This is a genomic window from Gardnerella sp. DNF01189 (genome assembly GCF_049244195.1).
GTDB classification, from domain to species: domain Bacteria; phylum Actinomycetota; class Actinomycetes; order Actinomycetales; family Bifidobacteriaceae; genus Bifidobacterium; species Bifidobacterium swidsinskii.
Genome location: NZ_CP058385.1, coordinates 1,292,704 through 1,307,337, shown reverse-complemented (window position 1 = coordinate 1,307,337; position 14,634 = coordinate 1,292,704). Strand labels below are relative to the sequence as shown.

The following is a 14,634-nucleotide window of genomic DNA, read 5'->3' as shown; positions in this document are numbered from 1 at the left end:
AGAGTCTGATTGATACTAGTTTAGCGGAATAACAACATTGACCAACCATGCATCATCATCTTTTTGCGCGTTTAAAGATCCACCTAAACGTTCCACGGATTTTTTGTGGAATAGTAGTCCTTTGCCAAAAACAAGTCTTCCACCAAACTTATTCGACAACGAATTCATACACATTATTTTGCATTCTCGCTCATCAACAGTAACGTTCATAGAAAAGTCAACGCTAGTACTGCAATGCTTACGAATATTAGTAAGCAACTCACTGCACATGCGAATAGCACATTGAGCTTTTTCAGTACTAACAGTTGCAGATGCAGCAAAATCACCACTCCCCGAACTTTTATCAACCACTGTTAGAGAGCCATAGTACCCAAGCTGCTCACAAATTTGCCGTTCAGCCTGTAAACGCGCACGAATATTGCATAAGAAATCAGCCAAATTCATGCAATCATTGCTATTAGAACTATAAACAAACTGCGTACTAGCAATATTTGAATCTAAAGAATCATCATACTTTTGTTCAGTTTGCTCAAGCAGACTGATAACAAGTCTCGCTTTGGAAAGTGCATTACGCGAATGTTCAATAATCTGCTCTAACGATTCTTTTGTATGTTCATTGTTCTCAGCATATAAAGCATCCGTTGCAAGCAGCGTAATATCCGTAATCTCATTGTTCACATCGTCATGCAATTGCAACGCAACCGACGCAATATAAGACTGGAACTTACTCCGTACAATATCCATTTTTGCGCGATTATTTTCTTCCAACATGTTCAAATATTTGCGCAAAACGTAACCACAAATCATGAAAATAAGAATAAAACAAGGAAAAGTAAACGGAATGTACGCCATTTTTGCAAAGTACATAATATTCAGCGAAACTATGTACGCACAAAGCAAATACTTCCACGAATCATAAAAGCCTGCAACAAACATGCTAGCAATCAGCGCAAAAAGCACGCACGTCGCATTTACACCTGGTACTGCTAACGTTACGCAATACAAAATCGGAGTTACGAGTGATACTTGACGCGGAAAAGCAATCAAAAGAAATATTGCAAACATCCAAACGTATTGACACGCAGATTGCTGCGGGTTATGCCACAACCCAGCTGTATTGCACGATTGCACATCCATTGACACTACAAGAGTCGCCAATATTATGAATAAAGTTCGCTGAATTTTCCAGCTTTTAACCAACTCAATAACGCGCGAAAATGTTTTCATTAACATGCGTTATCCGTTTCTTGAGAAGGATTCGGATGACTCTGCGGCGAATCATTCAAATATTGCAGATTGCTAGTTTGCTCACGATTTTGCATTGCAGCAAACGCGGATATTGCTTGCACTCGGTTAGAAACATGCAATTTTTTGTAAATCCTATGAATATGCGTGTTTACAGTGTTTGGCATAAGACCAAGTTGAGCCGCAACCTGATTTGTTGTGCAACCTTTAGAGAGCAGATCCATGATTTTTAGTTCTTGAGGCGGCAAAACGCTACGCGACCTTGATTTAGAAAGCCTAATAAAAGATTCTTGCGGAGTAACAAAATCGTAAGCAACATCCTTAACACATCGACAGCCATACACGTTTTGATTATCGCAATATTGCAAAGCTTCTGCTAACCCTTTGAAATTGTCTTTAGCAACCATAGCTTGCCCACCAACTTGCGCAACCATCGAAGCGTAGGTTCTACAATCGTATGAAGTCATGCCAATTAAAATGATACTGTTGTTTTGCTCACGAATTGCGCGTATTACGTCTACTCCAGACATGTCTTTCATTGACATATCTATCAAAATATAATCCGGAGTTGTTTTTGTTACTTGGCAATATTTCAAAGCTTGCACGCCTGATTTTACGCACCATTTGCACACGTACTCGCTTGGCAAAAGCTTGCTGAGCACGTTTCGCATAACCGCTAAAACTAGTGGGTCGTTATCTACTATTGCATACGTTTTTGGCATAATGGCTTTCTTGCAATCACACGCTACTTTTCTTATATTCTACTTTATAAACGCGCGCAAAGTAGGGCAAATTGTGTAGTAATAAATGATTACAAATACTGCGCGTAAATCATATGTGCTTATAATAAGTAACAATATGTGACTTTTAGTTGCGTTTGAAAATGCAGTTTCAATAATGATTGCAGCAGGATTATATGACAAAACGATTAGTAGTATTGCACTCCGCAGAAGTAGCTGCGATGGCACTTGCCTCAACAGCTGCTTTTATGCGTAGCTTTGGCTTTTTCGTTTTGTGGCTTGTTTTAGGACTTCTTTCTGTTGCATTGTATTCTTATGCATATTTTTTCTTGCGCAAAAGCGTTATTAAAGCAAAAAATGCGTATATAGAAAATAATATATCTAATCTTAACGGCGCAGGCGCTAACAGCATAAGTAGTGATGTTGAGAATATAGAAAACAACAAAGATTACATAACAACTCTTGAGCAAAAACGCAAAAAAGTCGAATCACAAAATAAGCAAATACTTAGCAATTATCTAAATAATTTAACAAATATTATTTCATGCTTTATTTGTGGGCTTATTCACGTTCCTTGGATTTATTACTACGGAATTGCAAATGGCGTCTTAACATTGGTGATTTTGCGGCGAGTAATAAAGCGTCCACAAGGTCACCCTATTGATGAAAGCGATTTGTAAAGATTTAAGACTTATTGGCAATCTACCATTACGTTGAGTAATAACTTTTGAGTACATCGTATTGCTCGAAGACTTGCGGCATTTATACTAGAAATACATACGAACGAGAAGCAACGTACGCTAATTAGCTACAATGCTCACGAACAAAACAGCAAATTGGAAAGAAGGCAACTCATGAGCAAGGACTCTATAAAAGTTATTAAAAAAACGCTTATTTGGATTCTTAAGTGGGCATTATTTACAGCAGTTGAGTTCCTTCTTTTGTATGTTGCAATTATTTCTTGGAATCATGATTTTGCACAATTCATGCACGAATATAGCAATGCGATTATTCCATTTATGGCAGCAAATGGAGCCATGACAGCAACGATGATTCGCAACGAAGGCACTATTCTTGAAGTCAAAGATTAAGGTGGTTGTAGATTATTTTGCAGATTGAATTGAAGCCTCTTGGCGAGCAACATCAAGTGCTTTGTTGAAGGCATCGCTAGTCCAACTTGCTCCAGCAACAACCGAAATATGCAAATCTTTCAACGACTTTCCAACGATTTTTCCTGGAATAGCCTTTGAGAATGCATCCATATGACCTCTTGAAATCGGCGTAAACGGATGAGGCGTCATTTGCACATCGCTAACATTCCCATTTGCAACGCTTAAGCGCACATCAAAACTGTCTTCTGCAACCGGACCATACGTAGCTTTGACTTTATAGTCACCATCTTTGTAATTGCCAGTATCAGTTTTAGATTGGTTTTTAGAATCCCCAGAATCCTCACTTTGCGCAGAAGATTTAGATTGCTGAGCACCAGCATCGTACTTTCCAGAAGGATTACCGCCATCATCCGCGCTTTGACCAGAATTACCAGCGAACTCATCGTTCATTGGCACAGCACTCGACTCACCGCAAGCAGACAACGTAGCAGACGATGCAGCTACAATTGCAAGCGCAGCAACGGTTTTTGCAACTTTTTTGGATTTCAAATCATCATGTGAAACATCGTGAAACATATTATCTGAAACCATAAAATCATCGCCTTTAAATCTTGTATATTTTAAAACCCACGCAACTAATCATCTAAATTCGCTAATTTAGGCGACTTAGTAGGCTCATGGTCTTGCAAAGCTTCCACAACACTTTCATCAACGTGAGCACTCGTAAACGCAGGCTTGCCACCAATCGCCTCGTACGCTTTGCGAGCATCCTCGTTATTCCAACGCTCACCAACAAGCACACCGTGGTTGAGCATAATTTCACGATCAGCACATTGAGCAACCAGAGAATCGTGAGTTACAACAATAATCGTAGTTCCTTGATTGTGCAGCTGCTTAAACAAGTCGAGCACAATCTGCTCATTTTTTTCGTCCAAATTACCAGTCGGCTCATCCGCAAGAAGCAACTTAGGGCAGTTGATAAGCGCACGAGCAACGCACACACGCTGCTGCTCACCGCCAGAAAGCTGGCTTGGCAGATGGTGAGCGCGATCCTTCAAGCCCACGCGATCCAAAGCGTCCATTGCTTGAGCTTCGTCAACAACAGAATGATAGTATTGCGCAACCATCACATTTTCAACAGCTGTTAAATGCGGAACAAGATAAAACTTTTGAAAAACTAAACCGATTACGTTTTTACGAACGTCAGCGAGTTGACCGGCATTCAAATCCTCAAGTTTGCGACCTTGCAAAGACACGGAACCTTTAGATGGTGAATCCATGCAGCCAATAATGTTCATTAACGTTGTTTTGCCAGAACCACTGGAGCCAACAATAGAAAGCCACTCGCCTTCTGGCACAGTGAGCGACAAATCGTCAACAGCTCGAAGAGATCCGTAAATCTTGGAAATATGATCCAACGTCAACAGCATTTTTGGCTTAGACTCCGCGCTATCTAACTTATTTTCTATATTCTCTGTCATATTAAATCCTTAACTAATCACTCTAAAATCACTCTAAAAGCTATTCTTCCCGAAGCACAATCGCAGGGTCGATCTTTGAAGCACGCAAAACAGGCGGCAAAGCAGCAACGCAAGACGCAGCAACGCTAAATACAATAGAGAACACGACTAGCCACCAATTCACGCCCAAATCTCTCGAGAACACCATTGCAGCAAGCAAACGGGCAAACACATACCCTACCGCAGTACCAGCAATACTGCCAACGAAGCCATATACTCCAGCTTCAGCAGTAAACTCCACGCCAATACTCCGTGCGCTCGCACCCAAAGCTTTGCGCAAACCAATTTCATTTCGACGCTGCTGCACAATCGAAGAAATCGTAGTGCTCACGCCAACCATCATCAATACTAGAACAACTAGCGATACAATGCAGAACAGGCTGCGAAGCATAGTGATAATACCAGTGTCAGCAGCAGTAACTTTAGTAACTTGCTGAGCGCGCACGCGCATAGAAGTCATGTCGTTAATACTTCTCACAACCGCATCAACGCTAGGTGAAGAAGACGAGTAAGCAATTACATCTGCTCCACGCTTAACTCCCGTAAGAGAATTTACATCTGCGTTTAGCGCATATAGCATAGAATCCTCTGCACCGCCTGTATCCAAAATGCCACAAACGCGGAAAGTTGTGCCGTGAGTATCCATAATATCCGTTGAGACTCTGCCTTCAACGAGCTTTTGTTGAGATGAATTTTGCGCAGACTGATCTGAAGAATTTGCAGAAGAATTTTGCGCTTGATTCTCTGCTGGCTTATCTGCAGACTGATTTGTAGACTTATTTGCAGATTCACTTGTAGACTTATTTGCAGACTTATTTGCAGACTTCTCTGCTGGCTTATGCGAGCCGGCAGTATTATCCGAAGATCTATATGCAATCGCAATTCGAGAACCTATTTTTAAGCCCATCGCAAGAGCTACATCTCGCCCAACCATAACATTTCCACTGCTAGGCCAAGAGCCGTCTACATTCCAATGCTTATTAAGCGACTTTACTGAACGAACGTCTATTCCTGCTAAAACATACGGAGCTGCGTTAATACGCACGTTTTCGTAACGATATGTAGCAGATCGCATAGCACCTTTTGCAAGAACCATATCGTTTGTGTGCAAAACCATCGCGCGATCAATACCGTTTTTCCACTCACCCTCAATTGGAGTTACGATAATATTCGCTCCATAAGCACGCATTTCATCGCTCATTTGCTGAGGCACAACCAGGCAGATTGCAGCTAAACAAAACAGCGTAGCAGCACCAACAAGCGTTGCAATAACAGCCATCAAAGCACGCGATTTTCTACGAAATACCGCGCTAAATAGCATGGTAATAAACATAGAATTGTTGGAAGTCATATAAGATTTACCTGCCATGAAGCACCTCCGCAGGACGCACACTCAAAATCGAACGAATCGACGAGCCTGCAGCCGCAAGCACAGTCAACGCAAGCAGCACGAACACTAGAACAAATACCATTGGTCGGAACAAAATCGAAGAGCCAAACACTGTGAAACCAATAATCTGCGCCACCGCAAATCCCAAAGCCATGCCGAGTAACGTTCCACCAAACGCAATAACCGCAGTTTCCATAAGCATAAGACGAGCAACAGCACCATCACGTGCACCCAAAGCCTTAAGCAATGCAAGCTCGCCAGAACGCTCAGAAATTGAAGCAGCCATAAGATTCGCCACAGCAACAGCAGCAGCAATTAAACTCAACGCAGTCATCAAAACCATAACAGCACGCGTCTTATTTAATACGTTACCCTGCAACGCCGCAACTTGACGAACCTGCTTTGCAACAGCTCCAGGAATTACCTCCTCAATTTGGTAAGTAATCGAACTCGGGTAAGCCGTGCAATACCAAGTTTCCCACTCTTCCTGGCTTAGCACTGCCGGATTTTTAGCAGCCTTTCGCGCTAAATCATTTTCAGGAGTAGTAAGCGCCTTTACTTCAATCGAATCAACCTTATTCGGCTTATTTGCAAGGCTTTGAGCATCGCTAGAACCTGCGTAGATTGCGTTATTGTCGTCGTCGCCAGAATCGTATACGCCAACCAAGCGCAACGAAACCTCGCGTTCGTCACGAATCAAACGCAAACGCTGGCCAAGTTTTAAGTGCAAACGCTCAGCTAGCTGCGCACCTACCATTGCTTCAGATTTATTATCTTTTGCCCAACGACCTGCATTAATCTTCCACCAAGAGCGCAAACCTCTAACACCAACAACTGTTGTTTCCCCGGAAGCGAGCGCAAGCTTACGATTAAACCAAGTTCCAATAATAGGCACTACCAAATCGCCAGAAGATTTCGCTTCAAGATTTGCATGAACAATTATTTTCGGCGCAAAATTAGTGATATTAAACGCCCAGAAAATCATTTTTATTTTTGCAGCATCAGATTCTTTTAGCGAAGCAGTAGACTCGTGGCTTTCCGCAGCCTTTAAACTCTCAGAACCATTAGTATCAATCTGCTCTCGAGAAGCATACAAATCATTTACAACAGCGCTAGATTTTGGCTGAACCACAATATTTGAACCATATGAACTCAGCTCTGCGTTAATTTTGTCTCCAACGTCATACACAACGCTAAGCATTGACACGCTAACGCACGCGCTTAAGCACACTACGAGCGCAATTAACACACGCTTTTTCAATTGCCGCACAAGAGATCGAGCAACCATGCGCATCATAAACATAGCAACTCTCCCTTACTTAAAATGCGAACTGAGCACGTCTAAATCAGCAGTATGAATTGTGATTTTGCCATGTCCAGCCTTATACGGGAACGGAATCGGATTGCAACCACCTTTAAAACCGATAGTTGCCAAATTAATTGCTACATCACACTTACGGCAAATAATCTTACCGTCTTTTTCATAGTAGCCTGCATCGCCGCAGTTTTCGCAAGCATCCAATCCAACGCCATACGCTCCACCATTCTTTTTAATGATTATAAAACGCATAACAGTGCCGTCTTTTGCTTTGTATTGGAAACGATGCAAATGACCATCTGAAACTTGAACGTAATTAATAGTTGCAACACCATCGTGCAATTCATACGGTTCTGGCGGAGTAAGAGTTGGTTTAATATTCATAATAGATACGCCTACAGTAAGCGTAAGTATTACTGTGATAGCAGCCAAAAGAGCTGCGAGCGCAGACTTCCGAGATTTCCTTTTAAACGCTCGCTTCGTGCGAATTTCTGCTGCATTTTCACCAACTACAGCCGTTTTAAAGCCGATTATTACGGATGCAGCAGCAGGAATCATGAACACGCTAATTTGCGCCATAATCATTAATGGAGCGTTATTAATTAGCCAAACAAGCACGCTAAAAGAAAAGTCATCCATATAAAGCAAAATGCTTCCTTGCATAATCTGCAAAAGTGAAGTTATGTGCTGCACTAGCAAAATAATCATGCTTAAAACTACAGCAATTTTGAAGCAAATAGCGTTAGACGTAGTGCGCAAAGAACGCACCATAAGACTTAAGCAGATAGCAGCAATAACGCCAAGCACAAAACCAAGCGCGCGAAGTAACATGTCTGATGTAAAAGGCGGAGTGCTTGAATCTACGAAAATAGTAAGTTGCAAAATAACATCTGGTAAAGCATAAAACACAGTAAACGCTAAGCAACATGCACCAATCGCGTTACTTATGTGCATTAAAAGCGGGCAATTACGCCAATTTTTTATTATTTTGTGTGAAAAAATAACCACAATAATTGCAGCAATATCAAGCGGAACCGCAATGCATAACGCCGGCATATTAATAAAGTTTCGCTGATTAATTACTACAGATGCGCGAAGTATAGCAAAAATAAGAGCTGCGACTGTGCCTGCAGACAGCCCATACAATCTCCAACGTGCACTCAGAGGCTTATCTCGCCCCTCGCCAACAGTAAGCGACGTGCTTAATCCCATTGTGAGTAGCGCAAGAGGGAGCAGCCCAGGCATAACTGCCACAAACAGTCTGAGCATAACTCCCTCCTTTGCTATTACTTATTATTTACTAAAATTATTAATTAATCGCTAATTATTAACTAGCTATCACTACCACTGACGAGGAGTGTACTTCCAATCGTCGAAGGTTGCCTTAATTGGCTCAGTCCAGAAGCGACCGGTTACGCCGGTAGCAGGATCGACGTGAAGCATCCAACCCTTCTTTTCTGGGGATTCAATAGAAAGCACGAGCTTGTAATTTCCAGCTTTGTCAAGCTTAACGTTTGCACCGTAGTGAGGACCATCGGAAGCGTTCATCTGCATAAACGTGCCCTTACCAACGGATTCGCCGCTTGCCTTATCGACAATCTCATAATTCACAGTCAAATCTGGAATGAACTCGCCCTTACCGTAGCCAAGCTTTGTACCTTTTTGGTTAGCGTGGATATCGGCTTCAAGGTGGAAGCTTGCTTCGCTTGCCTTCAAGCCCATACCAGCTGGAACCATGTCCACTGGCTGGAAGTACACAGCGCCAATAGTAAGAGGTCCAATGTTCTGATCTTGGTGAGGACCAACTGGAACCTCCTCAAAGCCCTTATCACCGCCCTTGTCGTCAGCCTTGTCGTCAGCCTTCTGCTCGGTTGCTTGTGACTTAGCATCAGTTTTAGCTGAATTGCCATTAGAACCGCAGCCAGCGAGCGCAAGCAGTCCAGCAAGAGCCAAAGCTGCAAGTGCTGTCATTTTATTATTCTTCATATCTAACCTTCTGTGTTTGTTGTTAGTTATTTTTATTTAATTATTGTTATTGGTTGTTTATTAATTATTTATTAGTTGGTTATTTGTTGTTTTGCTTATTTATTTTCTACCGCGCGTTTCCCACGACTTCGCGCAATAGATACGCAAAGCAGTGAAATCACAACAATTGCTGCCACAATTTGAGCAACAATCGTCTCAACATACGGATAGAACCCAAGCCAATCGTTAGTTGGCAAGCCTTGAATATACATTCCTTCGAGAGCATCGCCCTCGATTAACGCGTGCACACCACCGCCTGCAAAAATCACTACGAGAACAGACATAAGAGCACTTGTTCCAGTAAAGAATGGGCGAATTGGTATGTGCACAGATGCGAAACGAATCAGCAAGAATATCACTACAAGAACTGCAGCAGCGGAAATGAAGCCTCCCCAAATCATAGAGTCAGCTCCGTTTGAAACTGCAAAGATTGCTTGATAGAAGATTACAGTTTCAGCGCCTTCGCGGAACACAGCAAGGAAACTCAATAACGCTAAAGAAACCAAGCTTCCCTTAGAAACTGCTGCCGTTGTTTGCTCACTAATATACTTATTCCATGCTTGCACTGAAGATCTAGAAATCATCCAGTTACTCGTGTAAAGCAGCATAAGCATTGCGAACAATGCAACAACGCCTTCTGTAATCTCCTGCTGCGGACCAGAGCCATTAAATAGCAAGCCGAATAGTGCAGCTACAGCAAGAGATGCCACAATTCCAGCCGCAATACCTAGGTAAATATACTTCACCATATTCTTGTGACCGGATTTAACAAGGTAAGCAATAATTGCTGCAACAACTAGCAACGCTTCCAAACCTTCACGAAGCAAAATCACGAAAGCTTGACCAAATGAGCTAGTTATGAATTGCATAAATGGATTTGCGCTTGAAGATGCGCCTTTGTCTAATTTTGCTGCGTCTTCAATAAGCATCGCTTTAAGATCCGTTACGAACTTTTTAGCTTGCTCAACAGTTGCACCGTTGTTCATTGTTTGGCGGCACTCTTTGAATTGATATTCGACAGTCGAAACGCGACTTCCGCTTATTGCATTCATCACGTTCTTCTCGAAACCGAGCTTTTCGTAATACTGGTAATAGGCTTCGTTAATTAAATCAACTGCAGATGCTACTTGAGTTTTATTACCTTTTGCAGACTTGTATTTTGCAACGGATTTGTCGAGAATAACATTCATTTCTCGAGCAACTTGACCCCACGTACGACCATTGCGTCCAAGGTTTTTCTTTTTTGCAGCATCTAGCTTTTTGCGCTCTGCTTTAATTTGCGCACGCAACTTTTGTGCATAAACATTTGGCTTATCCACTTTTAAGTTGGCATCGAGACTAGATGCAGTTTGTGCAACATCCGCTGCAAGAGCCGTTGAAACAGCACTTATTTGTGAACCTTGATTTTGCTGATACACAAGCGTTTGCAACTGTTGGAATTGATCGCCTTGCTCTTGAACTTTATTCTGACCAAAAGTATCTCGAACAACAGTAATCATATTCGAAGCAACATAAACGGAATTATAAGCTGCTTGGAATCTAGTGGCAGCTCCCGAATTATTGCCGCTTTTATATTCGCTTTGACCCTGCTGCAATTGGCTATCAATCGCCTTAGAAACTTCCGACCAACTAGCATACGAACGATCTGCGTCTGTTGCAAAAGCTGGCGTAGTTACAGCAAACGAGCTTATAACAAAACTCGCAAATGCGCACATAACCATGCACATAGCCAGCATGAGCGCGGTAGCACCGGAAACAACTCGGCGCACACTTTTACACGCGCGCATAACATCTCCTCGTGTCTTATTACACTTCCTGCTTCTCAACGCGCTCTACCCCGATTGAGCGCACCCAACTAAAACTTGCCATTACAAAGGCCCCACAGGTACATAATATCGATATATCAGGTAGATTGATATAGTTCAGCGCAAAAAACTCGCAAATATTACAAAAATGATATTGATAACGATAATTATCAATCTTTTTGCGAATCGTATTGAGAAAAGCCAATAAGCCCAACAAACTCATTAAACATGTTTCTCATACTTTCCACAATGCGACTTTTCTTCTCAGCGCGCGCCTTAGCCGCAGCGCCAAATCTGCTCATTCTAGGCATTAAATCATTAATGTCTGTACCAAGCTCACTCACTTCGCCAGCGCTAAAAGATTTCTCCATAAACTTGCGAGTCAAAGCATCGTTTAATCCTTCGCTTTGCACGAATTGCGCCAAGTCATGATTATACTTTTGCTCAACATACTCGCTCCAGCAATCAACAATACTCACCTTGTTGCCGTTAGAATCGTAAACAGTAATGTTACCTTCAGAATCCACAAGCTTCCCAAGCTCATTCTCGTTAAGCTGCGCAATAAACCCTTCAATAAGCTTCTTTTTACTACGCAACTGAGGGCTTGCATCAACCATCAACCTAATAGAAGCAAGAACATTTTTATCTTTACAATGCCTGCTATGGTACTGTTCTACTAACATCAAAATATAGTCAATATTTACTTCTACTTGGCGCACAAGCTCCATCTCAAACACAACATCGTCCGTAATGTTTGCAATCTCGCCTTTTTGCTCTTTGCGCTTCCACTCTTCATGCAAATCCTGGTAATGCCCCAAGTAATCTTGCATATCGCGCTCTTTAATTATTTCGTTGCCTTCAAATTGATCGAAAGCTTTTAGCATGTTACGCAAGCGCAAAATATTGCTAAAAAGCGATATAAACTTTTTCTGATTCTCTTCTCCAACAATGTTGAATCCTTGTAGCGGATACTTTTCCATAAGCTCATTTACTAAATCACTGTATCCGCAACGCTCAATTCCTTTATCGTCAACGTAACCGTTGAAAATCTGCTCAAACGTAGGGCAAAGCACAATACCTTGCGCATCTTTATCTCCAAAAAGAGCTACCGCTTCGTCAACTCTATAACTCAAATCCCTAAAGCACACAATGTTTCCGAATGTTTTAACAGAGTTCAAGATTCGATTTGTGCGCGAAAACGCTTGAATAAGCCCGTGCATGCGAAGATTTTTATCTACCCAAAGCGTGTTCAAAGTTGTTGCATCAAAACCAGTTAGAAACATGTTGACTACAATCAAAACGTCAATTTCCTTATTTTTCATGCGAATTGAAACGTCTTTGTAATAGTTTTGGAATTTGTTATTTGACGCATCGTAAGTAGTATTAAACATTTCGTTATAGTCTTTTATTGCGCTTTCCAAGAATTCTTGCGAATTTGCGTCTAGCTTTGCAGTGCTTTCTGAATTTTCTTCTCCAAGAGAACCCATGCCGTTGCTATACTCCGAAGAATCTGACTCCCCTTCGTTTACTGCATAGCTGAAAATAGTTGCTACTTTTAAGCGTTCGCTTGGAGGCAGATTTTGCTGCTGCTTTTTGAACTCGTTGTAATACAATTTTGCAAGCTCAATGTCTGCAACAGCAAAGATTGAATTAAAGCCGTTTACGTCAACTGCTTCAGAAGATTTTTTAGTATCTAAAGTATTGTGCTTATCTGCGGCAAGTTCTTTAACGTTAAGAATGCGCTTGTACTTGTAAGTTTTCTCGTTGCGATACGTTTTTTGAGTAAAATGCTCAATAATGTATTGAACAACATTGTGCACGCGCTCCGGATGCTTAATTACATCGGTTCGATTAATATCTTTAACCAATTCGTCGGTTGCTTTTTCCAGCTCGCTCGACGTTTTTACAGTAGCAACGTATTCCACGCGGAATGGCAACACGTTTTTATCGTTAATCGCGTTAATGATTGTGTACGTATGCAAGCACGGTCCAAAGGTTTGCTCGGTTGTGGAAAGATGCGCAGCGTCGGAGCCAGCAGCGTTCGCTTCAAAAATTGGCGTGCCAGTAAACCCAAAAAGCAGAGCATTTTTAAAGTGTTTTACAATATCTGCATGCATGCCTCCAAACTGGCTTCTGTGGCATTCGTCAAAAATAAACACTATGCGCTTTTTGTAAATTTCATGACTTGGGTTGTTGCTTATAAATTTACTAAGCTTTTGAATAGTGGTTATAATAAGCCTGCATTCTTCCGTATTGTCTTCTAGCTGTTTTGTAAGCACAGCTGTTGAAGTGTTACTATTTGCGGCTCCTTTTTCAAACCTGTCGTATTCTCTCATTGTTTGATAGTCAAGATCTTTACGGTCTACAACAAACAAAACTTTGTCAACAAGATTATTGCCTTCTGCGTCTTTCAAAGCTTTTACTAGCTGCGATGTTTTGAAGCTAGTTAGCGTTTTACCAGATCCAGTAGTATGCCAAATATATCCGCCCTTTTGACGCTCTGCTGCCGGCATTTTGCTCGCATTAGCAAACATGTATTTTACGCGATTCACTATGTTTTCTGCTGCAGTAATCTGGTATGGACGCATAACCATCAAGCAATCTTCTGCATTAAAAACGCAATATTTTGTGAGAATGTTAAGAATTACGTGCTTTGCAAAGAAGGTTTTAGCAAAATCGCATAAGTCGGAGATTATAGTGTTTTGAGCATCGGACCAATAGTTTGTAAATTCAAAACTGTTACTTGTTGTGCTTTTGCTAGATCCTTTACTTTTCTGCTCGTTGTACGCATTATTGCGAGTTGAGTTGGAGTAATACTTTGTTTCAGTGCCGTTTGAGATTACGAAAATTTGCACGTATCCAAATAGTCCGCTTCCAGCCCAAAATGAGTCGCGAGCATAACGGTTAATCTGATTGAACGCTTCTCTAATAGGCACACCTCTGCGCTTTAGCTCAATATGAACCATCGGCAAGCCGTTTACTAGAACAGTCACATCGTAACGATTGCTACGCGCAGGGCCATTTGCATCATTATTGTTTGCATTATCGTTTGCGTTAACAGCATATTGGTTGATTACTTGCACAATATTCTTGTGAATATTTTCTTTGTCAATAATAGTAATGTTCTTATCTACGCCGTCATCTTTTTTGAGTATTTTAACGTTATCTCGCTGAATAGTATCTGTTTTCTTAACTATATCGTCAGTGCTGTTTGCAATATTTTCTTTGAAAAATCTTTCCCACTCGTCATTCGAAAAATGGTAGTCGTTGAGCTTTTCGATTTGCACGCGAAGATTTGCTATAAGATCTTTCTCGCTGTGAATGTGAGCGTACTCGTAGCCTTGGGATTGCAAAATGTTAATGAACTCTTCTTCGAGCTGCGCTTCGCTTTGATAGCTGCCGTCGTTGCGCGCGCTTGGCGTAAACGTAGACATTACAGTGCTATCTTGATTTTCTAACACGATTTTCATTTTGCTTCC

The 14,634-nt window shown here is 41.6% G+C and carries 12 protein-coding genes; 2 read left to right on the top strand and 10 right to left on the bottom strand.

Translation table 11 applies throughout. The annotated features are described in order from the left end of the window. Window positions 1-15 precede the first annotated feature (15 nt). Complete coding sequence (locus tag HXT41_RS05250; RefSeq protein ID WP_102703322.1) at window positions 16-1,233, bottom strand: histidine kinase dimerization/phosphoacceptor domain-containing protein; 1,218 nt, start codon at window positions 1,231-1,233, stop codon at window positions 16-18. Next, a complete protein-coding gene (locus tag HXT41_RS05245; RefSeq protein ID WP_410310244.1) occupies window positions 1,227-1,967 on the bottom strand; it encodes a response regulator transcription factor in 741 nt (246 codons plus the stop codon). The genes HXT41_RS05250 and HXT41_RS05245 overlap by 7 nt, the downstream gene beginning before the upstream one ends. A gap of 194 nt (window positions 1,968-2,161) precedes the next feature. Between HXT41_RS05245 and HXT41_RS05240 the strand changes: the two genes are divergently transcribed. Together HXT41_RS05240 and HXT41_RS05235 are read left to right on the top strand one after the other, a co-directional pair. Then, window positions 2,162-2,665 (top strand): hypothetical protein, encoded by a 504-nt coding sequence (locus HXT41_RS05240; protein WP_116994920.1) that lies wholly within the window; start codon window positions 2,162-2,164, stop codon window positions 2,663-2,665. 174 nt (window positions 2,666-2,839) lie between these two features. Beyond that, window positions 2,840-3,076 carry a hypothetical protein gene (locus tag HXT41_RS05235; protein ID WP_421788615.1) on the top strand — a complete coding sequence of 79 codons (237 nt, stop codon included), beginning with the start codon at window positions 2,840-2,842 and terminating at the stop codon, window positions 3,074-3,076. A gap of 12 nt (window positions 3,077-3,088) precedes the next feature. Here HXT41_RS05235 and HXT41_RS05230 read toward each other — a convergent pair whose 3' ends face one another. From HXT41_RS05230 to HXT41_RS05195, 8 genes are all read right to left on the bottom strand, one after another. Beyond that, window positions 3,089-3,688, bottom strand: a complete 600-nt coding sequence (locus tag HXT41_RS05230) for an FMN-binding protein (RefSeq protein ID WP_116994918.1) — start codon at window positions 3,686-3,688, stop codon at window positions 3,089-3,091. A gap of 44 nt (window positions 3,689-3,732) precedes the next feature. Next, a complete protein-coding gene (locus tag HXT41_RS05225; protein WP_004109895.1) occupies window positions 3,733-4,578 on the bottom strand; it encodes an ABC transporter ATP-binding protein in 846 nt (281 codons plus the stop codon). A 40-nt stretch (window positions 4,579-4,618) separates the two neighbouring features. Beyond that, entirely contained in the window at window positions 4,619-5,986 is a 1,368-nt protein-coding gene (locus HXT41_RS05220; RefSeq protein ID WP_012913771.1) for an ABC transporter permease, read from the bottom strand. Continuing rightward, window positions 5,976-7,310 (bottom strand): ABC transporter permease, encoded by a 1,335-nt coding sequence (locus tag HXT41_RS05215; RefSeq protein WP_102155493.1) that lies wholly within the window; start codon window positions 7,308-7,310, stop codon window positions 5,976-5,978. Before HXT41_RS05215 ends, HXT41_RS05220 begins: the two co-directional genes overlap by 11 nt. 12 nt (window positions 7,311-7,322) lie before the next feature. Continuing rightward, entirely contained in the window at window positions 7,323-8,594 is a 1,272-nt protein-coding gene (locus HXT41_RS05210; protein WP_102155495.1) for a DUF2318 domain-containing protein, read from the bottom strand. Between the two features lie 72 nt (window positions 8,595-8,666). Beyond that, window positions 8,667-9,311, bottom strand: a complete 645-nt coding sequence (locus tag HXT41_RS05205; protein WP_076002588.1) for an iron transporter — start codon at window positions 9,309-9,311, stop codon at window positions 8,667-8,669. 95 nt (window positions 9,312-9,406) lie between these two features. Continuing rightward, complete coding sequence (locus HXT41_RS05200; protein ID WP_076002587.1) at window positions 9,407-11,137, bottom strand: FTR1 family iron permease; 1,731 nt, start codon at window positions 11,135-11,137, stop codon at window positions 9,407-9,409. Between the two features lie 188 nt (window positions 11,138-11,325). After that, on the bottom strand, window positions 11,326-14,625 hold the full coding sequence (locus tag HXT41_RS05195) for a type I restriction endonuclease subunit R (protein WP_421788612.1): 3,300 nt from the start codon (window positions 14,623-14,625) through the stop codon (window positions 11,326-11,328). Between the last annotated feature and the right edge of the window lie 9 nt (window positions 14,626-14,634).

What these genes read in the sequence shown, in the direction of transcription:
- HXT41_RS05195 (WP_421788612.1), bottom strand. Translation starts at nt 14,625, where the DNA reads ATGAAAATCGTGTTAGAAAATCAAGATAGCACTGTAATGTCTACGTTT.
- HXT41_RS05230 (WP_116994918.1), bottom strand. Translation starts at nt 3,688, where the DNA reads ATGGTTTCAGATAATATGTTTCACGATGTTTCACATGATGATTTGAAA.
- HXT41_RS05210 (WP_102155495.1), bottom strand. Translation starts at nt 8,594, where the DNA reads ATGCTCAGACTGTTTGTGGCAGTTATGCCTGGGCTGCTCCCTCTTGCG.
- HXT41_RS05205 (WP_076002588.1), bottom strand. Translation starts at nt 9,311, where the DNA reads ATGAAGAATAATAAAATGACAGCACTTGCAGCTTTGGCTCTTGCTGGA.
- HXT41_RS05240 (WP_116994920.1), top strand. Translation starts at nt 2,162, where the DNA reads ATGACAAAACGATTAGTAGTATTGCACTCCGCAGAAGTAGCTGCGATG.
- HXT41_RS05225 (WP_004109895.1), bottom strand. Translation starts at nt 4,578, where the DNA reads ATGACAGAGAATATAGAAAATAAGTTAGATAGCGCGGAGTCTAAGCCA.
- HXT41_RS05200 (WP_076002587.1), bottom strand. Translation starts at nt 11,137, where the DNA reads ATGCGCGCGTGTAAAAGTGTGCGCCGAGTTGTTTCCGGTGCTACCGCG.
- HXT41_RS05215 (WP_102155493.1), bottom strand. Translation starts at nt 7,310, where the DNA reads ATGTTTATGATGCGCATGGTTGCTCGATCTCTTGTGCGGCAATTGAAA.
- HXT41_RS05220 (WP_012913771.1), bottom strand. Translation starts at nt 5,986, where the DNA reads ATGGCAGGTAAATCTTATATGACTTCCAACAATTCTATGTTTATTACC.
- HXT41_RS05250 (WP_102703322.1), bottom strand. Translation starts at nt 1,233, where the DNA reads ATGTTAATGAAAACATTTTCGCGCGTTATTGAGTTGGTTAAAAGCTGG.
- HXT41_RS05245 (WP_410310244.1), bottom strand. Translation starts at nt 1,967, where the DNA reads ATGCCAAAAACGTATGCAATAGTAGATAACGACCCACTAGTTTTAGCG.
- HXT41_RS05235 (WP_421788615.1), top strand. Translation starts at nt 2,840, where the DNA reads ATGAGCAAGGACTCTATAAAAGTTATTAAAAAAACGCTTATTTGGATT.